At 63.0% G+C, this 18,843-nt stretch carries 18 protein-coding genes; 7 read left to right on the forward strand and 11 right to left on the reverse strand.

Features of this window, described 5'->3' with window-relative positions:
• Positions 1–122 precede the first annotated feature (122 nt).
• The 8 genes from murB to QYE47_RS22800 form a co-directional block, all read right to left on the reverse strand.
• Complete coding sequence (murB, locus tag QYE47_RS22765) at positions 123–1,142, reverse strand: UDP-N-acetylmuramate dehydrogenase (RefSeq protein ID WP_014591933.1); 1,020 nt, start codon at positions 1,140–1,142, stop codon at positions 123–125.
• Complete coding sequence (locus QYE47_RS22770) at positions 1,139–1,603, reverse strand: low molecular weight protein-tyrosine-phosphatase (protein ID WP_014591934.1); 465 nt, start codon at positions 1,601–1,603, stop codon at positions 1,139–1,141. The genes murB and QYE47_RS22770 overlap by 4 nt, the downstream gene beginning before the upstream one ends.
• The gene (kdsB, locus tag QYE47_RS22775; protein WP_014591935.1) at positions 1,603–2,367 is read right to left on the reverse strand and encodes a 3-deoxy-manno-octulosonate cytidylyltransferase; all 765 of its coding nucleotides are present in this window, start codon (positions 2,365–2,367) and stop codon (positions 1,603–1,605) included. Before kdsB ends, QYE47_RS22770 begins: the two co-directional genes overlap by 1 nt.
• A complete protein-coding gene (locus QYE47_RS22780) occupies positions 2,364–2,549 on the reverse strand; it encodes a Trm112 family protein (RefSeq protein WP_003247142.1) in 186 nt (61 codons plus the stop codon). Before QYE47_RS22780 ends, kdsB begins: the two co-directional genes overlap by 4 nt.
• A gap of 44 nt (positions 2,550–2,593) precedes the next feature.
• A complete protein-coding gene (lpxK, locus tag QYE47_RS22785) occupies positions 2,594–3,595 on the reverse strand; it encodes a tetraacyldisaccharide 4'-kinase (protein ID WP_014591936.1) in 1,002 nt (333 codons plus the stop codon).
• Entirely contained in the window at positions 3,595–4,029 is a 435-nt protein-coding gene (locus QYE47_RS22790; RefSeq protein WP_014591937.1) for a biopolymer transporter ExbD, read from the reverse strand. The genes lpxK and QYE47_RS22790 overlap by 1 nt, the downstream gene beginning before the upstream one ends.
• Positions 4,026–4,661: a MotA/TolQ/ExbB proton channel family protein gene (locus QYE47_RS22795; protein WP_026031862.1), complete on the reverse strand. Its 636-nt coding sequence runs from the start codon at positions 4,659–4,661 to the stop codon at positions 4,026–4,028. Before QYE47_RS22795 ends, QYE47_RS22790 begins: the two co-directional genes overlap by 4 nt.
• A 154-nt stretch (positions 4,662–4,815) precedes the next feature.
• Positions 4,816–7,032, reverse strand: a complete 2,217-nt coding sequence (locus tag QYE47_RS22800) for a DNA internalization-related competence protein ComEC/Rec2 (RefSeq protein WP_041167186.1) — start codon at positions 7,030–7,032, stop codon at positions 4,816–4,818.
• A gap of 142 nt (positions 7,033–7,174) precedes the next feature.
• On the opposite strand from QYE47_RS22800, the gene QYE47_RS22805 reads away from it, so the two are divergent.
• A complete protein-coding gene (locus QYE47_RS22805; RefSeq protein WP_019437414.1) occupies positions 7,175–7,807 on the forward strand; it encodes a DUF2062 domain-containing protein in 633 nt (210 codons plus the stop codon).
• Here QYE47_RS22805 and QYE47_RS22810 read toward each other — a convergent pair.
• The 3 genes from QYE47_RS22810 to QYE47_RS22820 form a co-directional block, all read right to left on the reverse strand.
• A complete protein-coding gene (locus QYE47_RS22810; RefSeq protein WP_003247128.1) occupies positions 7,691–8,470 on the reverse strand; it encodes an ABC transporter permease in 780 nt (259 codons plus the stop codon). The genes QYE47_RS22805 and QYE47_RS22810 overlap by 117 nt on opposite strands.
• Entirely contained in the window at positions 8,467–9,399 is a 933-nt protein-coding gene (locus tag QYE47_RS22815; RefSeq protein ID WP_010952922.1) for an ABC transporter ATP-binding protein, read from the reverse strand. The genes QYE47_RS22810 and QYE47_RS22815 overlap by 4 nt, the downstream gene beginning before the upstream one ends.
• Before the next feature lie 133 nt (positions 9,400–9,532).
• Positions 9,533–10,156, reverse strand: coding sequence for a glutathione S-transferase (locus QYE47_RS22820; protein ID WP_014591940.1), 624 nt, complete (start codon positions 10,154–10,156; stop codon positions 9,533–9,535).
• A gap of 499 nt (positions 10,157–10,655) precedes the next feature.
• Between QYE47_RS22820 and QYE47_RS22825 the strand changes: the two genes are divergently transcribed.
• The 6 genes from QYE47_RS22825 to QYE47_RS22850 all read left to right on the forward strand — a co-directional run bounded on the left by QYE47_RS22825 (position 10,656) and on the right by QYE47_RS22850 (position 18,798).
• Positions 10,656–13,103 (forward strand): acyl-CoA dehydrogenase, encoded by a 2,448-nt coding sequence (locus tag QYE47_RS22825; RefSeq protein WP_014591941.1) that lies wholly within the window; start codon positions 10,656–10,658, stop codon positions 13,101–13,103.
• A 79-nt stretch (positions 13,104–13,182) separates the two neighbouring features.
• A complete protein-coding gene (locus tag QYE47_RS22830) occupies positions 13,183–13,593 on the forward strand; it encodes a PA2817 family protein (RefSeq protein ID WP_014591942.1) in 411 nt (136 codons plus the stop codon).
• A gap of 187 nt (positions 13,594–13,780) precedes the next feature.
• Complete coding sequence (locus tag QYE47_RS22835; RefSeq protein WP_019437416.1) at positions 13,781–14,326, forward strand: fimbrial protein; 546 nt, start codon at positions 13,781–13,783, stop codon at positions 14,324–14,326.
• Positions 14,327–14,387: 61 nt separating this feature from the next.
• The gene (locus QYE47_RS22840) at positions 14,388–15,125 is read left to right on the forward strand and encodes a molecular chaperone (RefSeq protein WP_019437417.1); all 738 of its coding nucleotides are present in this window, start codon (positions 14,388–14,390) and stop codon (positions 15,123–15,125) included.
• Between the two features lie 27 nt (positions 15,126–15,152).
• Positions 15,153–17,651, forward strand: a complete 2,499-nt coding sequence (locus tag QYE47_RS22845; RefSeq protein ID WP_070384185.1) for a fimbria/pilus outer membrane usher protein — start codon at positions 15,153–15,155, stop codon at positions 17,649–17,651.
• A complete protein-coding gene (locus QYE47_RS22850; protein WP_172830934.1) occupies positions 17,644–18,798 on the forward strand; it encodes a fimbrial protein in 1,155 nt (384 codons plus the stop codon). Before QYE47_RS22845 ends, QYE47_RS22850 begins: the two co-directional genes overlap by 8 nt.
• Positions 18,799–18,843: the final 45 nt, after the last annotated feature.

Below are 18,843 nucleotides of genomic sequence, written 5' to 3' on the forward strand. Positions count from 1 at the left end.
GGAGCGGGTTTACCCGCGAATACGGTGGTGGCGGCAACGGTGAACGGCGGGTGGAAATTGGCCAGCAGGCCCGGCCTCTTCGCGGGTAAACCCGCTCCTACGGGAGGTTCACAGCCGGCAAATCAGTAAAGATTAGGCTCCATCTCCAACTCAACCCCAAACCGCTCGAAGATATCCGCCTGAATCTTGCGCGCGAGCGCATGCATCTGCGCCCCGCTCGCCTGGCCATAGTTGACCAGCACCAGCGACTGCAAGCGATGTACGCCAGCATCACCCTCACGATGACCCTTCCAGCCCGCCTGCTCAATCAACCAGCCCGCCGCCAGTTTCACCTGGCCATCCGCTTGGGGGTAAGCCACAACCGCGGGATACTGCGCACGAATTCGCTCAACCAGATCAGCCGTTACCACCGGGTTCTTGAAGAAGCTCCCGGCATTGCCAAGCTCTGCCGGATCTGGCAGCTTCTCGCGGCGAATGCTGCAGATTGCATCACTGATCGCTTGCGCGGTCAGCTCGATCACCCCCTGCTCAGACAGGCGTTGGCGCACCGGGCCGTAATCCAGATGAGCGTGCAGGGTGCGGGTCAAGGCAAAGCGCACACGCAGGATCAACCAGCGGCCGGGGTTGCGCTTGAAAAGGCTGTCGCGATAGGCGAAAGCACATTCTGCCAAACCGAAGTCACGCAGCTCGCCCGTCTCACGGTCCAGGGCTGTCAACCCGGCGAATACGTCCTTGATCTCCACCCCGTATGCGCCCACGTTCTGCATCGGCGCAGCACCGACGGTGCCGGGGATCAGGCTGAGGTTCTCCAGCCCGCAATAGCCCTGCGCCAGCGCCCACTGCACAAACGCGTGCCACGGCTCACCGGCCTCGGCTTCGACCACGATACACTCGCCATCGTCACTGAGCACACGCCGACCGCGGCTGGCCATGTGCAGCACCAGTGCATCGATATCACGGGTCAGCAGCAGGTTGCTGCCACCCCCGATCACCAGTACCGGCAAGCCTCTTTGCTGTGCCTGGCCCAGCGCCTGACGCACCTGCTGGTCGTCCTGCACCTGGCTGAAATAGCGCGCCTTCACGTCGATGCCGAAGGTATTGTAAGGCTTGAGCGATACCTGCTCCTGCCACTGCACTGTCATAGACGCCCCTTGATTTCCAGTACCAGCGCCTGGCAAGCCGCTTCCACCAGATCCAGCACCTGCTCGAAGCCATCGGCGCCACCGTAGTAAGGGTCTGGCACTTCATCCAGTGCTGCACCGTAGCGGCGCAGGAACAGGTCGAGTTCACCCTCTGCCGTGGACGGGCGCAGGGCCCGCAGATCGCGCAGGTTGTGCTCATCCATGGCCAACACCAGGTCGTATTCGGCGAAGTGCGATGCCTTGACCTGTTGGGCGCGTTGCTGCGACAGATCATAACCACGCGCCAGCGCCGCCTTGCAGGTGCGGCTGTCTGGGGCCTTGCCGACATGCCAATCGCCGGTGCCGGCAGAAGCCACCTGCACCTTGTCGGCGAGCCCGGCGGCCTGCAATTGATAGCGCAGCACGCCTTCGGCAGTGGGCGAGCGGCAGATATTGCCCAGGCACACGAACAGGACGCGCATCAGGCCTCCAGCAAGCGCCTTACGCGCTCCAGATCCTCAGGGGTATCGACACCCACGGCAGGTGCCTCGATGGCGTCCTCGATGTGAATGCGCACGCCGTGCCACAGGGCACGCAGCTGCTCCAGCGCTTCAGCCTGCTCAAGCCAGCATGGGCCCCAGCTGACGAAGTCGTGCAGGAAGCCGACACGGTAGGCGTACATGCCAATATGGCGGCGATATGGCACCCCTACCGGCAGCACGTTGCGGGCCTTGGCAAAGGTATCGCGGGCCCAGGGCAGCGGCGCTCGGCTGAACGTCAGGGCCAGGCCGTTCTTGTCACTCACCACCTTGACCGCGTTAGGGTTGAACACGGTTTCCGGCTCATGGATCGGCTCGGCCAAGGTGGCGATGCCCGCTTCCGGATGCGCAGCCAGGTTGGCCGCCACCTGATCGATGATCACCGGCGGGATCAGCGGCTCGTCGCCCTGCACGTTGACCACGATGGCGTCAGCCGGCAAACCGAGATACGCGGCCACTTCGGCCAGACGGTCAGTGCCCGATTCATGATCGGCACGGGTCATCAGCACTTCGGCGCCGAAGGCCTGGCAGGCTTCGAGGATGCTGGTGTCGTCGGTGGCGATGACCACACGGCTGGCACCGCTCTTGCGGGCCTGCTCCCACACATGTTGCACCATCGGCTTGCCGGCAATCAGCAGCAGCGGTTTGCCTGGCAGGCGGGTGGAGCGCAGCCGGGCGGGGATTACAACCGTAAATTCAAGGCTCATTTGTCAAGACGCTCGTCGTCGGTCAGGGTGCGTGCCTCGCTTTCCAGCATGACCGGGATACCGTCGCGAATCGGGTAGGCCAGGCCAGCGCCCTTGCTGATCAGCTCGGTCTTGTCGGCGCTCAGCTTGAGCGGGCCCTTGGTGATCGGGCAGGCCAGGATATCGAGCAGTTTGGTGTCCATTGGAGGCTTCCTTTAGGCCAGGTGGCCGGAAATTGAAAACGGGCTCAGGGTTTGCGCAACAAGCGTTGCAACTGGTTGTCGAACCAGGCGCTGAAAGCCGGCGTAGGCTGCGCTTCGACGGCCAGGTACCACCAGTCGTCAGCGGCAAAGGCCCGGCATTTCACCGCGTCCTTCTCGGTCATGACCAGCGGTAGTGGCGGGCTGAAAGCCAGGCTCCGGGCACTGAACTGCGCATGGTCGGCGAAGGGATGCGGCACCGGCTGCCAGTTTAGCCCCAGCAGGGTGTTGAAGAAACGTTGCGGGTTGCCGATACCGGCCACCGCATGCAGGCGCTGGCCGGCGGGGAAATGGTCGAGCGCACGGCGCTCGCCAGTGCGCACGTTGACCAGGGCGGACGGCTGCAGACGGAAACCAAAACCATCGGTGCGGTCTTCGCTGGCGCCGTTGAACAGCACCGCGTCAGCCTCACGCAAGCGGTCGGCCGGCTCACGCAACGGCCCCGCCGGCAGGCAGCGGCCATTGCCCAGGCCGCGGGCAGCGTCGATCAGCACCAGTTCCAGGTCACGGGCCAGGCGGTAATGCTGCATACCGTCGTCGCACAGGATCAGGTCGAGGGGTTCGCTTGCCAGCAATGCCTGCACGGCACGGGAGCGATCGGGGTCGATCATCAGTGGCACGCCAGTGCGTTGCACGATCAGCAGCGGCTCGTCGCCCGCCTGATCGGCCGCCTGATCGGCCTGCACCCGCCAGGGCAGCTGTGGCGGCTTGGCACCATAACCGCGGCTGACCACACCCACCTTCAGCCCCTGCTGGCGACAGTGTTCGATCAGCCAGAGGATCATCGGCGTCTTGCCGGTGCCACCGACGGTGATGTTGCCCACCACAATGACCGGTACCGGTGCCCGGTAGCTGGCACTGTCACCCCTTAGAAAACGTGCCCGCTTGCGCGTGACCACGCGGCGATACAAGGCCTCCAGCGGACGCAGCAGCGCCAGCGCCGGATGCCCGGCATACCAGGCAGCGAGCAAACGGTCGGCGAACGCCATCAAGGCGTGCCCTGGGCCGCCTCGACGGTGGTCATGCGCAACTGGCTGAAACCGAGCTTGCCGGCAGCATCCATTGCGGTGACCACAGCCTGGTGCGGGGTCTTGCCGTCGGCGCTAATGGCCAGCGGCAGCGTGTTGTCGCCGCCCGACTCGCGCTCTATGGCCTCGCTCAGGGTGGCCAGGTCGCTTTTGGGCAGCAGGTGGTTGTTCACCGAATACACGCCTTCGGCGCTGATGGTGATTTCTACCAGCTTGCCCGGGTCGGCCGGCGCCGGCTCGGCGCTGGTGGCTTCGGGCAGCTCGACGCGAAGTTGCGTTTCGCGGGTGAAGGTAGTGGTAACCACGAAGAACAGAAGCAGGACGAACACCACGTCGATCAGCGACGCCAGGTTGATGTCGACGTTCTCCCGCTGGCGATTGCGCCGGAACTTCACGCCTTGCCTCCGGCCACTTCCACTTCACGGTCACCCTGGATCACTTCCACCAACTTGATCGCCTCCTGCTCCATGCCGATCACCAGTTCATCGATGCGGCGCAGCAGGAAGCGGTGGAAGAACACCGCCGGGATACCGACCATCAGGCCAGCCGCAGTGGTGACCAGGGCCTTGGAGATGCCACTGGCCAGCACGGCGGCGTTGGCGGTCATCTGCGAGCCCATGAAGGCGCTGAAAATGTCGATCATGCCCAGCACGGTGCCCAGCAGGCCGAGCAGAGGCGCCATGGCGGCGATGGTGCCGAGGGTGCTGATGTAGCGCTCCAGTTCATGGATGACGCGCGAGGCGGCCTCCTCGATGCACTCTTTCATGATCTCCCGACCGTGACGCGAATTGGCCAGGCCCGCCGCGAGGATTTCACCCAGTGGCGAATCGGCACGCAGGGCCTTGAGCTTGTCACTGGTCAGTTGCTTGTCCTTGATCCACATCCATACCTGGCCCAGCAGGTGCGGCGGGGTGACGCGACTGGCGCGCAAGGTCCACAGGCGTTCGACGACGATAGCCATGGCAGCGATGGAGCTCAGAATGATCGGCAGCATCATCCAACCACCGGACTTGACCAATTCCCACACAATAAACGCCCCTTCGGAAAAAGGCCGCCACTCTACCATAGGCGCGCCGAGGGCTCATCTGCCGGAGGTCAGGGAATTGGGCTGTCGGGCTAGCGGGTCGGCCCTATGAGCCGTGCAGTACCTGTGGGAGCGGGTTTACCCGCGAAGGGGCAGATCAGCCACCACCCACATCACGCCAGAATCGCCGCTGTCGGCGCACACCCTCAACCTCCCCATGCCGCCCCAGCACCAACCGCAATGCCCCCTCCACTGCCGTATCATGCATCACCACTCCATGCCGCCCATACCGCTCGACCACCTGCACGTGCGGATGCCCGAAGCTGTTGTTGCGCCCCCGCGAAATCAATACCCCGCGCGGTGCGGTAGCCCGGACGAACGCCTCGGTGGACGAACTGCGGCTGCCATGATGCGGCGCCTGCAGCCAGTCGATACGCGGCACTTCAGTGTCCGCCAGCCAGGCCCTTTCGGCAGCAGCCTCGATATCCCCTGCCAGCAGCAAGCGCTCACCCTGCGCTTCGACCAACAAGACACAGGAACGGTCATTACTGCTCTCCCCGTCCACCCAGCGCCACAGCGAAAAGCGCACGCCATCCCAATCCCATTGCTCGCCACTGACACAAGGCTGCAACGGAACATCAACCAGCGCTTCCCCACCGATTATCCGCTTGATCGGCAAACCACGCTGGATGGCTCCGGCCCCGCCCGAATGATCGGCATGCGCATGGCTGATCACCATCACGTCAAGGCCGCCCACCCCCAGCTTGCGCAAGGTTGGCAGCACCACGCGTTCCCCCAAGTCGCTTTCCCCCCTGGCCGGCCCGGCATCGTAGAGGAGGCTGTGATGCCGCGTACGCAAAAACACCGCCAGCCCCTGGCCAACATCCAGCTGCCAGACCTCGACCTGGCCAAACGGCACCGGCTCCCTGGGCACCCACAGCGCCAGCAGCATCACCCCTCCCAACCCGCGCAGCGGCACACCACGGGGCAGCAAAATCAACAGCGCACCCAGACATACCAGCAGCCAGGCCCACAACGGCAGGGCCGGCGGCACCCATGCCGGGCGCTGCTGCGCCACCAGCGCCAGCCCGCGGAACAGCACATCCAGCAGGCCACCTGCCAGCCAGAGCAACGCCTCGCCAACGCCCGCCAGCGGCAACATCAGCGTGCCCAGCAACGCCAACGGCAAGACCGCCAGGCTGACCCACGGCACCGCCACAAGGTTGGCCAGCGGCGCACTGAGGCTCACCGGCAAGCCGGTGGCCAGCAACACCGGCAGCAAGCCGACGGCGATCACCCATTGCGCACGCGTCCAGGCCTGCCAGGGCCGCCAACCACCCAACCGGGCACTGAAGCAGTAGATGAGCGTGGCCACGGCGGCGAACGACAGCCAGAACCCAGGCAGCAACGCCGCCAGTGGCTCGAAGACAAGCACAGCGACCAGTGCAACCAGCAACGGAAAAAAAACGCCAAGGTGGCGAAAGCGCAGACGCCAGAGCAGCACCACGGCTAGCATCAGGCAGGCCCGCTGCACTGGCACCCCACCGCCAGCCAGCCACCCGTAGGCCAGCGCTGCGGCCATGGCCAGGCCGCAGGCCCAGGGTAACCACGGTAGCCTTGCCGGCCATAGCCCCCAACGCGCCAGCCCGGCAACCAGGCCATAGAGCAAACCGGCGACCAGGCCGATGTGCTGGCCGGAAATCACCAGCAGGTGCACCGTGCCGGTGGCCTGCAACGTCTGCCAGTCCTCCCGGGCCAGGCCCGCACCATCGCCAAGCACCAGGGCCACCAGCGCTGCCTGTCGGCCATTGGCTTCGACCATCAGCAAGCGCTGACGCAGCGCATCGCGCCAACCACCGGCGACTGGCGCCAGCAACTGCCCCGCCTTGACCGTACCCGTAGCGCCCACCCGTCGCGCCAGCAACTGCGCTTCACGGTCGGGCCCATGCGGGTTCAGCAGCCCGTCCGGGCGCTGCAAGGTCACCGCCAGCCGCCACTGCTCGCCCGCCCGCAGCGGCGGCCCGTCGAACCAGCTCAGTTGCAAGCGCTGAGGCAGTTCGGCCCGCCGCGAGCGTGGCGCTTCCAGTTCGAAACGCACGCCTTGTGCTGTGCGGGCCGGCAAACCCGCCACCCGCCCTTCCAGCCACAAGGTGCGCCCCTCCAGGCCGGCAGCCAGACGATCATCAAGGGCCTGCTGAGCAGACCCGCACGCCCAACACAAGCCCAGCAGAAACCAACCCAGTGGCCAGACGCGGGTAAACAGGCTGCCGACAGCGCAGGCTGCCAGGGTTATCAACCATCCGACCGATGGCAATGCAGGAAGAAAGCCCAGGCACAACAGCCCGAGCGCGAGCGCAAACATCCCTGTGCGCATGAGGTAGAGCTCCAGAAGGCGAATCACCTCCTGAGGCATAGCCCAATTGCCGGCAACGCTTGCTCAACAATTGTCACAAACTCTAAACGAGTCGGAGCAGGATTAAGGGCATACTGCCAGGGTCAACGCTCCGGGAGCCTACATGCCGCGCCGACTTTTCAAACGCTACATGCCGGACCCGACCAGCATTCGGGAACACAAGTCCTTACGCTTTTTCGGCAAGTTGCTGCACGATCCCAACCTCTGGCACCTGAACCGCCATTCGGTGGCCAGAGCCATGGGTGTGGGCCTGTTCGCGGCGCTTATTCCCATCCCGATGCAAATGCTGCTGGCGGCGGCCTTGGCGATCCCGGTGCGCGGCAACCTGCCGGTCGCCGTCAGCCTGGTGTGGCTGACCAACCCGTTGACCATGCCGCCGGTGTTCTTCGTCACCTACATGACCGGGGCCTGGCTGATGCAGGTGCCGCCGCGCACCCTGCCCGACGAACTGACCTTCCAGTGGATCACCGACCAGCTGTCGACGCTGTGGCAACCCTTCCTGCTCGGCTCGGTGGTGTGCGGCGTGGTGCTGGGCATCCTTGCCTACTTCTCCACCATGTTCTACTGGCGCTGGTGGGTGGGCCGGCAGTGGCGTCGTCGCCAATGCCGGTGCAAGGCTTCAGGCCCGCATGCCGCGGCCGCTGACCAGCAAGCGAACGCAAACAACGTAGAGCACCGCAGTAGCCACCAGCATGAAGGTGATCGCCGTGCCAATGCTGATATCCGACACCCCTAGAATGCCGTAGCGGAACGAGTTGACCATGTGCAGCACCGGGTTGGCCAACGACACGGTCTGCCAGAACGGCGGCAGCAGGTTGATCGAGTAGAACACCCCGCCCAGGTAGGTCAGCGGCGTCAGCACGAAGGTCGGGATGATCGAGATGTCGTCGAAGTTGCGCGCAAACACTGCGTTGACGAACCCAAGCAGCGAAAAGATGGTGGCCGTCAGCAGCACAACCACCACGGTCACGCCCAGGTGGTGCACCTGCAGGTCGGTGAAGAACATCGACAGGATGGTCACGATCACACCCACCGCCAAACCACGCAGCACCCCACCCAGCACATAGCCGACGAGAATGGTGTGCGGCGACACCGGCGACACCATCAGTTCTTCGATCGAGCGCTGGAACTTGCTGCCGAAAAAGCTCGACACCACGTTGCCGTAGGAGTTGGTGATCACCGACATCATGATCAGCCCCGGCACGATGTACTGCATGTAGGTGAAGCCACCCATGTCGCCGATCTGCCGGCCAATCAGGTTACCGAAGATGACGAAGTACAGGACCATGGTGATCGCTGGCGGCAGCAACGTTTGCGGCCAGATGCGCAGAAAGCGCCGCACTTCGCGGTAGACGATGGTGTTCAGGGCGACCCAGTTGGTGCGCAGTTCCACACTCATACGGCCACCTTCGACAGGTTTTTTTCCACCAGGGACACGAACAGCTCCTCGAGTCGGTTGGTCTTGTTGCGCAGGCTCTGCACTTCGATGTTCTGCAGCGCCAGCTGGCCGAACAGCGCGGTGATGCCGATGTCCTTCTCCACCTGCACTTCCAGGGTATGCGGGGTCAGCAGCCGGCACGGGTAGCCCTGCAGTACCGGCGCCGCGGCCAGGTCCTGCTTGAGGTCGAGCACGAAGGTTTCGACATGCAGCTTGCCCAGCAACTGGCGCATGCTGGTGTTCTCGACGATGGTGCCATGGTCGATGATGCCGATGTTACGGCACAGCTGTTCAGCCTCTTCCAGGTAGTGGGTGGTGAGGATGATGGTGATGCCCTTCTGGTTCAGCTCGGTGAGGAAGCTCCACATCGAGCGGCGCAGCTCGATATCCACCCCGGCGGTAGGTTCGTCCAGGATCAGCAGCCGCGGTTCGTGGATCAATGCACGGGCAATCATCAGACGCCGCTTCATGCCGCCGGACAACGAACGCGACTGCACATCACGTTTGTCCCACAAGCCCAGCTGGGTCAGGTACTGCTCGGCGCGCTCCTTGGCCAGCTTGGGCGGGATGCCGTAGTACCCGGCCTGGGTGACGACGATGTCGAAGGTCTTTTCGAACTGGTTGAAGTTGAACTCTTGCGGCACCACGCCCAGGCAACGCTTGAGCGCGGAGGGCTCGCGGTCCAGGTCGTGACCGAACACGTTCACTGTGCCGCTGGTCTTGTTCACCAGGGTCGAGAGAATGCCGATGGTGGTGGATTTACCGGCACCGTTGGGGCCGAGCAAGGCGAAGAAGTCGCCTTCGGCAACATCGAGGTCGATGCCTTTGAGGGCCTGAAAGCCATTGCCGTAGGTCTTGGTCAGCTGTCGGATGGACAGGGCGGAACTCATAGCGGGTCACTTACCGAAGAAAAAGGTGCAGGACACGCCAGGTAAAGTCACTGGCGCAGTGAGTGCAGCCATGGTGCTAGGCCAGGCTGCACAAGTACAGTCACATCTATTGATAATGACTATCGAAGCGGGTTCAAGTGAGCGCGGTCATCACTGCGGCCTGGTAGGCCGGGCGTTGCTTCAGGCGTTCATACCAGGCTTGAAGGTGGTACATGGCCGGGCGCTCGATGGGCAGTTCGAACCAGGCATAGATGAAGCTACCCAGTGGGATGTCGCCCATGCCGATCTGGTCACCGGACAGGTACGGCTGATTGGCCAGGGTTTCGTCGGCAATAGCCAGTAATTGCGCGCACTGCTTGTGCGCGGCGTTGATTGCCACCCAGTCGCGCTGGTCTTCCGGCGTGCGCAGCAGGCCCCAGAACAGCGGGCGGAAGGGTGCGGCGAAGGACGATGTGGTCCAGTCCATCCACTTGTCGGCCAGGGCGCGCTGGCGTGGGTCTGCCAGATACCAGCCCTGCTCCGTGCCATACTCCGCGCACAGGTAGCGAACGATGGTGTTGGACTCCCACAAAGTCAGGTCGCCGTCTTCGAGCATCGGCACCAGGCCGTTGGGGTTGCGGGCGCGGTAGTGCGGCTCGTTGACCACGCCGAAGGCGCCGCCGGCGTCGATGGATTCGAAGTCCAGGCCCAACTCGTGGGCGATCCACAGCGCCTTGCGCACATTGCTCGAATTCTTGCGGCCCCAGATCTTCAGCATGGCAACATCCTTTTGAATGCGGAGGTGGCACAGTCTACTCCAGACCTTCACCGCCTGTACTGGCCTCTTCGCGGGCAAGCCCGCTCCCACAGGATCACCACCGTCTTCACGTCACCGGTATTCCTGCATGGGTTTTACCTGCAAATAGGCCGAGCCTGCCAGCCAATCCCCGGTCATTCACCGTCGCAGCCGCCACCACATTCATCAATCGGTGGCATCGCCACGTTCCGTTGTAGGAGCGGGTTCACCCGCGAAAGGGCCGGACCTGCCGGCCAATATCCCAGATCATTCACCATCGCATTCGCGGGCAAGCCCGCTCCTACATCGATCGGGGGGGCTTGCCACATACCGTTGTAGGAGGGAATGGAACGGTACAGGCGAACAAATGAACTGAAACTCCCACCGCCACACCCTGTCACTGTTCTGAACATGCCGTTCACAGCATTGCGTCTAAGCTGTCTGGGACGGCTCAAGCCCTTGGTTCCAAGGAGGACCGATTATGTTGCTGTTGTGGTTGGTGGTGCTGGTGATCGGCGCGGCGTACCTCACGCACCGGCGCCTGGCGCCCTTGCAGATTCTCGGCATCATGGCGGCCTATGTGCTGTTGATGGGCATTTTCAGCAGTGCCCCCGGCTGGCTGCTGGCGCTGATCTGGGTGGTGCTTGCCCTGAAGATCGCCCTGGTTGCGCTGCCGCAGTGGCGACGCAAAGTCTTTACCGCCCCGGTATTCCGCTGGTTCCAGCGCACCCTGCCGCCCATGTCGCAGACTGAGCGCGAAGCCATCGACGCCGGCACCGTGTGGTGGGACGGCGAACTGTTCAGTGGCCGCCCCGACTGGCGCACCTTGCTGGCCTACCCCGCACCGAAGCTGACTGAAGAAGAGCAGGCCTTCATCGATGGCCCTACCGAAGCGCTGTGCGCCATGGTCAGCGACTGGCAGATTGGCCAGGACCTGGACCTTCCGCCCGAAGCCTGGGCACATATCAAGCAACATGGCTTTTTCGCCCTGATCATCCCCAAGGAATACGGCGGCAAGGGCTTCTCCGCCTACGCCCACTCCCAGGTGGCGATGAAACTGGCCACCCGCAGCGGTGACCTGGCCTCCACGGTAATGGTGCCCAACTCCCTCGGCCCTGCCGAACTGCTGCTGCACTACGGCACCGACGAACAACGCAACCACTACCTGCCGCGCCTGGCCCGTGGCGAGGAAATCCCCTGTTTCGCACTCACCGGCCCACTGGCCGGCTCCGACGCTGGCGCCATGCCCGACACCGGCATCATCTGCAAAGGCCAGTGGCAAGGCGAAGAAGTGATCGGCCTGCGCCTGAACTGGGAAAAGCGCTACATCACCCTCGGCCCGGTCGCCACCCTGCTGGGCCTGGCATTCAAGGCCTACGACCCGGACCACCTGCTGGGCGATGAGGAAGCACTGGGCATCAGCCTGGCGCTGATCCCCACCGATATCCCCGGGGTGGAAATCGGTAAACGCCACCTGCCACTGGGCGCTGCGTTCATGAACGGCCCCAACAGCGGCAAGGACGTGTTCGTCCCGCTGGACTTCCTCATTGGCGGCCAAGCGATGCTTGGCAAAGGCTGGATGATGCTGATGAACTGCCTGTCGGTGGGCCGCTCCATCTCCCTGCCAGCCGTGGGCACCGGTGCCGCCAAGTACACCAGCCTGGTGACCGGCCAGTACGCCAATATCCGCGAGCAGTTCAACGTGCCACTGGCGGCCTTCGAAGGCATCCAGGAATCACTGGCACGCATCGGTGGCAACGCTTGGCTGATGGACAGTGCCCGCCTGCTGACCGCCAAGGCCGTGGACCTGGGCGAGAAACCCTCGGTGCTGTCGGCGATCCTCAAGTACCACCTGACCGAGCGTGGCCGCGAATGCATCCAGCACGCCATGGACGTGCACGGTGGCAAGGGCATTATCATGGGCCCGAACAACTACCTGGGCCGTAATTGGCAAGGGGCGCCGATCTTCATCACGGTCGAAGGCGCCAACATCCTTTCGCGCAACCTGATGATCTTCGGCCAGGGCGCCATTCGCTGCCATCCGTTCGTGCTCAAGGAAATGGCATTGGCCGGGCGTGAAGACCACGATCAGGCGCTTCAGGAATTCGATGACCTGCTGATGAAACACATCCTGTTCGCCGCCGGCAATGCGGCCAGCACTTTGGTGTTCAACCTGGGGCTGGGGCTTTTCGAGAAAGTACCGGGGGACACGCTGAGCCAAGGCTACTTCCGGGCCCTCAACCGCCAGGCCGCCGCCTTTGCCCTGCTGGCGGACCTGTCGATGATGCTGCTCGGCGGCGCGCTAAAGCGCCGGGAACGCCTGAGTGCCCGGCTGGGCGATGTACTCAGTTACCTGTACCTGTCAAGTGCCGCGCTCAAGCGCTACCACGATCTCGGTTCGCCCGAGCACATGCAGCCCCTGCTGCGCTGGGCGATGGAAGAAAGCCTGGGCCAGGCGGAGCACGCGCTGGACCGGTTGCTCGACAACTTCCCCAACCGCTTCGTCGGCTGCGCGCTACGGGTGCTGGTATTCCCCTTCGGCCGCCGGCACACCGGGCCGAGCGATGAACTGGACGCCGAGGTGGCAGCGCTGATCGGGCGCAGCAAAGGCGACCCTGCGCTGGAAGAGCTGCTTGCCGGTTGCTTCAGGCCGCAAGCCGACGGCGACCCGGTGGCAGCACTGCAACGGGCCTGCGACCTGCTGGAGGAGGCGACGCCGCTGCACAACACGCTGCATCGGGCAATCAAGGAAGGCAAGGTACAGCCAGCGCCCGGGCAGTCGGTGATCGATGCGGCAGTCGACAGTGGTGTACTTCAGCCTGATCAGGCGCAACACCTGCATGCTGCCGAGCAGGCGCGCCGTGCGGTGATCGACGTGGATGCCTTCGACAAGGCACAGCTGCTACCGGAGCAAGGCAAGGTACGCTGAGACAGGGGCCGTTTTGCGGCCCCTTCCCCAACCGGCGTATACTCCGCGCCCCGTTTCAACCACCTCGAGGACCACCCCAATGGCTAACCCCCACCTGGAATATCACCTGCAACTGCTGAACCACCTGCGCACCATATTGGTGGCCCTGGGTGAAGCCGAGCAGGTGCCGGAGGAAAGCCACGCCCTGTTCCTCGAACGCTTCGACGAACTGCTGACCCTACTGCCGCAAAACCCACTGGAAAGCCAATACCTGGGCCAGGACCTGACATGCCAGGTGATTCAGCGCTACCCGCAAATCGCCCACCTGGTGCCACGGGACCTGCTGTGGTTCTTCGGCGGCGACTGCCTGCACTACATGCCCGATGAAGAACTGTCCGTTTACCAGCAACTGGAGGAGCGCCGCTACGAGGCAGAGCAGAATGACGAACCCTTCGACTGGCATGCTGAAAAACAGCTATTGAGCCCAACCGGCCCAGCCTCCCGTCACTGATCTTTCCATGCACCCGGCGCTCTAGCCGGGTGGTTGTCGACATTTCAACACGCTGGTCGCACTCCGCCCTACATCCGCTTCGCCCCCCCGCCCGTACGCTGTCGCTCGTTTCAAGGATGCCCTGGCAACCCTGAAACGCTGCGTGCCTTCACGCAGCCAGCCAACCTATCAACGTATGGATTGAACCATGAACAAGATCTTCATGACGCTAGCCTTGGGCCTGGCAAGTACCACGGCTTTTGCCGATGAAAGAGGCCAGATCCTTTTCAAAGGGCATATCAACGGCGGCGGTACTTGCCCGATCGAGATTGTCATACCGGGCTCGGGCGCAATTGGCGCCGTTGAGCTTGGAAACTACGCGGTGAAATACTTCGACACCAACACCGTCACCCCCGACATCCCATTCGCGTTACGCGTTGATGCAGATGTAGGCACCTGCAATATTCCAAGTCCTTACAAAACCCAAGTCACATTCAACTCTCACCACGGCGATGCAGGCCCTGGAAATGCTTACTATGCCATTCGCAGCGGCGGTGGATTAGCGCAGGGCCTGGCGTTGGCCATCAAGGATGATATGTTGGGAAATGTCGCTCCGCGAACGCCATCCAAGGAGTACGACATTGCATCCACAGGCGTAACAGACCTCAAGTTCTACGCTTCGTACTTGAAGACCGGCACAGTGACCGATGGTGATGCCAACGCAGATGTGAACTTCAGTATCACGCTGCCTTGATGCCCTGCCAGGTGCCTTCGCGCACCTGGATCCCACTGTCACTCAAAATCGGTCATTTTCCATGCTCCCCGTCACCCGCACTTCGACGATGCTGGGCGGTTGCCTGCTGCTTCTGGCCAGCTTGCTGAACAGCGCCCAGGCCGCCCTTACCATCAGCAGCACGCGCATCATCTACGAAAGCAGTCAGCGCAGCGCTTCGGTGGTAGTTGCCAACCCCAGCCAGCGCCCCTTCGCCGCCCAGACCTGGGTCAATACCCAGGCCGATGACACCACCACGGCCGTACCGCTCATGACCGCCCCGGCCTTGTTCAGGCTGGCTGCAGGCAAGGACCAGTCGGTTCAGATCAGCGGCCTGCCAAACGACCTGCCCCAGGACCGCGAATCGTTGTTCTTTTTCAACCTGCAAGAAATTCCCCAGGCCATCGACGGTAAACAGAACACCCTGAACATTGCCCTGCGCACGCGGATTAAATTGTTCTACCGCCCGACGCAGGTTCAAGGTAATCCGGAGCACAGGCTCAAGGAGCTACGCCTGGTCAGAACCCTGCGCGACGGCCGCCCACACCTGACTTTGCACAACCCCACGCCCTATCACTACACCTTCAACCGGCTGGACCTGGTCAAGGGCAAGCAACAGGAAGCCCTGCCGGGTGTAGACATGGTGCCCCCCATGTCCGAGCTCAGCTACCTGCTGCCCCCCAGCCTGGAAGGCCCCGGCTTGCAGGCCATCGTAGCGGTGATCAATGACTACGGCGGCATCAGCAAACCGCTGACGCTTCCGGTGCACGACACCCCCTGACCTCCGGCCACTCCTGAAGGAACCACAATGATCCTGCAACCCCACGGGTGCAGGCGTATTCGCCTGCGCCACGTTTGCCCAATGGTTCTCTGCCTGGCGTCCGGCAAGGTGCTGGCAACACCCACACCACCGGTAGGCGCCGAGTTCGAGGCAAGCTTTCTGTACCTGTCCCCTGGGCAGCCCAGGACGAACGCCGCTCAGGCCCTGCACGCGCTGTCCGAACAGCAAGAGTTGCCGCCCGGGCGCTATCCCGTGCAAGTGCTGGTCAACCTGAGCCCCGCCGGCGTGCATGAACTTGCGTTCGAGCCGCCAGCCGGGGATGGGCAATTGCAGCCGTGCCTGCCCCCCGGCCTGATGGCCGAACTGGGGCTGCGACTGGATGCCATTTCTGACCCCACCACACTTGAAAACGCCTGCCTCGACCTGCCCAGGCTGGTGCCGGGCGCACGCGTCGACTTCGATGCCAGCCTATTGCAACTGGCTATTTCCATACCGCAAATCGCACTGCAGCGCGATATGGCAGGCCAGGTAGACCCGGCGCGCTGGGAAGATGGCATACCGGCCGCCTTCGTCAGTTACCAGGCGGCCACGCAGCAAAGCCAAAGCCGCGGACGCGGCAGCCAGAACAGCCAGGATTTGTTCCTGAACAGCGGCATCAACCTCGCCGGCTGGCGTTTGCGCAGCAACCAGTCCTGGCGCCGCGACGAGCAGGGCCGGCAAACCTGGGACCGTTCCTACACCTACGCCCAGCACGACCTGCCAGGCAGTTGGGGCAACATCACGCTGGGCGAAACCTTCACCAGCAGCGACATATTCCGCAGCGTGCCAGTCACCGGCGTGCGTCTTGCCTCCGATTTCGACATGCTGCCTGACGCGATGCGCAGTTATGCCCCCACCCTGCGCGGCGTGGCGCAATCGCGCGCCAAACTCGAAGTGTGGCAGAACGGCTACCCGATCTACTCAACGTATGTCAGCCCTGGCCCGTACGCTATCGACGACCTGAACGTGGGCGCCACGGGCGAGCTGGAGGTGGTACTGACCGAAGCCGATGGCCAGGTGCGGCGGTTCATCCAGCCCTATGCCAGCATTACCAACCTGCTTCGTCCCGGGGTCTGGCGCTACAGCACCACGCTGGGCCGCTACAACCCGGCCCAAAGCCAAGATGACCCGCTGCTGTGGCAAGGAACAATGGCCTTGGGCATGGTCTGGAATGCCACCCTGTATGGCGGCTTGATGGCCAGCCAAGGCTACACCGCCGGCGCCATCGGCATCGCACGGGACCTGGGGACAATTGGGGCGATTTCCTTCGATATCACCCATGCACGCAGCGATATCGCCCCCATGGAACATCATTCCCTGCAAGGCATGAGCTATGGCGCCAGATACAGCAAAGCCTTCAACAACGGCACACACTTGCGCTTTGCCGGGTATCGCTATTCCACCCAAGGCTATCGAGACTTCGACGAGTGGGTCAGCCAGCGCAGCAGCGACCGATTGTTCCTGGGCAGCCGGCGTAGCCGAATAGAGGGCTCGATCAACCAGCGTGTGGGCGAGCGCAGCACACTCAGCCTTACGCTTTCGCAGCAGGATTACTGGCAACGCAGCGATAGCCAGCGTCAGTTCCAACTCAATTTCAACACCTCGCACAACGGCGTCAGCTACAACCTCTACGGGTCGCAATCACTGACGCAAAACAGTTCGGGCAGTGACCGTCAGTTTGGCCTGAGCGTATCCCTGCCGCTGGAGTTCGGCCGCAGCAGCAGTTTAAGCCTTGACTTGCAAAGCTCTGCCCACGGTACTTCGCAGCGGGCAGCGTTGAACGGCCAAGTGGACCGCGTAAGCTACAATGCCACAGTCGCATCCAGCGAACAGCGGCAACAAAGCGCCGGCCTTTCCGTGGCCTACCAGGCACCTCAGGCAACCCTCGGCGCCGGCCTCTCGGTATCGGATGACTACAGCAGCCTGTCGCTGAATATGAGTGGCGCGGCATTGCTGCACGCTGATGGTTTGGAATTCGGGCCCTACCTGGGCGAAACCATTGGTCTGCTGCATGTCCCCGATACCGCTGACGTGGGGTTACAGAGCCACGGCGCCGTGCGCACCAACACCAAAGGTTATGCCCTGGTTCCCCATTTGCGTCCCTACCGGCTGAACCAGCTCGTGCTCGACACCGACCGGCTGAACCCGGAGGTCGAGATCAGCAACGGCATCGCCAATGCCATACCTCGCCGCGGCGCAGTCATCAAAACCCAGTTCCAGGCCCGTCGCGCCAACCGTGTGGTGCTGACCCTTGCCACCAAAGACCAGCAGCCTTTGCCCTTTGGCAGCCAGCTCCACGACGCCAATGAAAACGTGTTGGGCATGATCGGCCCGGCAGGCCGCGTGATGGTGTCTGTTGCCGACGGCCTGCAGCGCCTCGAAGCGCGCTGGGGCGAAGCGTCCGAAAACCGCTGCAGCTTCGCGCTGGACCCGCAGACCATTGCTCAACAGCAAGGCTATCGCGTGCTATCGCTGACATGTGAATGACTTCACCCGCGCCTTTCTCGCCATGCAACTCGTGCCCAGAACGGCCGCTCAACACCAGGAACTGCGAATGAAACGCCTCATGCCTTGGGCGCTGCCCATAGCGCTGCTCAGCAGCTATCAAGCCCACGCCGCCGACCGCTGCAATTGGACCGTCGGCAGCCAGCCAATGACCATAACGCGCATACTCAGCGGCGTGATGCATGTCCCTGCGAACGCCGAGCCAGGCAGCGCCATCGGCACACCCAACCTGTCCTCGTATACCCAGTCCATGCCACGCTCGGAACTGCTCTGCTTCAACGATGGCGACGTACTCTGGCGTTTCGACATGAACGCCAGGGATGTATTTCCCGACCCGCTCCCCCCCGTTGAAGGTGAGCCCTCCGATGGCTATATCCTGAAAACCAACATCGACGGGGTCGGCGCGCGCATCCGGCTACGGGCACCTTTCAACGGCGCAGTCCCCACTTTCTTCATGCCAGAGGGTGGCCCACACAACCCTTTCATCCCGATGCGGTCGACCATGCAGGCCAACAACCAGCTTGGGGGCTTCAAGCTCAGCGGTATCACGAGCGAGGTCACCCTGGTCAAAACGGGGGATATTGCCCCCGGCCAGCATACGATAGACACCGAACTGTTCACCGGGCATTTCGATGCCACAGGCTTGGGCCTGGTACTGCGCTATCGGTTACAGGCCCAGGTGTTGCAAACCCAATGCGCCCTCATCGGCGACCCGATAAGCGACACCCCCGTAGAGCTGCAGACATGGGACAAATCACATTTCGTCGGCAAAGGCACCACAACAGCGACCGTGCCGTTTTCAATTACCCTGAGCAACTGCAAGACAGACCCGGGGGGACTGACCATGGCAACCATCGAACTCGAACCCACCAAGGGGTCGACCCCCGTACCGGGGCTGGACGGCGTATTCACGCTCACCACTGACTCCACAGCGGAAGGGGTTGGCATCCAGGTGCTGAAAGATGACGGTACCCCCCTACCGCTGCAACGGGAAGAGCACCTCCAACCGATCCAGGAAAACACCACCGTGCTGAATTTTGGCGCACGCTTCTACCAGACTGACGAGGCCAGCGCAGTCGTTGCCGGCGACGCGTTCGGCGCTTTGAACTTCACCCTTCGCTACCGTTGAACCGAGCGGACAAAAAGGCGCCCAACGTCCATTAAGGACTTGGGC

Origin of the sequence: Pseudomonas sp. 2,4-D (genome assembly GCF_030418155.1) — a bacterium.
Classification (GTDB): Bacteria; Pseudomonadota; Gammaproteobacteria; order Pseudomonadales; family Pseudomonadaceae; genus Aquipseudomonas; species Aquipseudomonas alloputida.

Coding starts and splice junctions, on each gene's coding strand:
- murB (WP_014591933.1), bottom strand. CDS start 1,142: ATGACAGTGCAGTGGCAGGAGCAGGTATCGCTCAAGCCTTACAATACC.
- QYE47_RS22770 (WP_014591934.1), bottom strand. CDS start 1,603: ATGCGCGTCCTGTTCGTGTGCCTGGGCAATATCTGCCGCTCGCCCACT.
- kdsB (WP_014591935.1), bottom strand. CDS start 2,367: ATGAGCCTTGAATTTACGGTTGTAATCCCCGCCCGGCTGCGCTCCACC.
- QYE47_RS22780 (WP_003247142.1), bottom strand. CDS start 2,549: ATGGACACCAAACTGCTCGATATCCTGGCCTGCCCGATCACCAAGGGC.
- lpxK (WP_014591936.1), bottom strand. CDS start 3,595: ATGGCGTTCGCCGACCGTTTGCTCGCTGCCTGGTATGCCGGGCATCCG.
- QYE47_RS22800 (WP_041167186.1), bottom strand. CDS start 7,032: ATGCGCACAGGGATGTTTGCGCTCGCGCTCGGGCTGTTGTGCCTGGGC.
- QYE47_RS22805 (WP_019437414.1), top strand. CDS start 7,175: ATGCCGCGCCGACTTTTCAAACGCTACATGCCGGACCCGACCAGCATT.
- QYE47_RS22810 (WP_003247128.1), bottom strand. CDS start 8,470: ATGAGTGTGGAACTGCGCACCAACTGGGTCGCCCTGAACACCATCGTC.
- QYE47_RS22815 (WP_010952922.1), bottom strand. CDS start 9,399: ATGAGTTCCGCCCTGTCCATCCGACAGCTGACCAAGACCTACGGCAAT.
- QYE47_RS22820 (WP_014591940.1), bottom strand. CDS start 10,156: ATGCTGAAGATCTGGGGCCGCAAGAATTCGAGCAATGTGCGCAAGGCG.
- QYE47_RS22825 (WP_014591941.1), top strand. CDS start 10,656: ATGTTGCTGTTGTGGTTGGTGGTGCTGGTGATCGGCGCGGCGTACCTC.
- QYE47_RS22830 (WP_014591942.1), top strand. CDS start 13,183: ATGGCTAACCCCCACCTGGAATATCACCTGCAACTGCTGAACCACCTG.
- QYE47_RS22835 (WP_019437416.1), top strand. CDS start 13,781: ATGAACAAGATCTTCATGACGCTAGCCTTGGGCCTGGCAAGTACCACG.
- QYE47_RS22840 (WP_019437417.1), top strand. CDS start 14,388: ATGCTCCCCGTCACCCGCACTTCGACGATGCTGGGCGGTTGCCTGCTG.
- QYE47_RS22845 (WP_070384185.1), top strand. CDS start 15,153: ATGATCCTGCAACCCCACGGGTGCAGGCGTATTCGCCTGCGCCACGTT.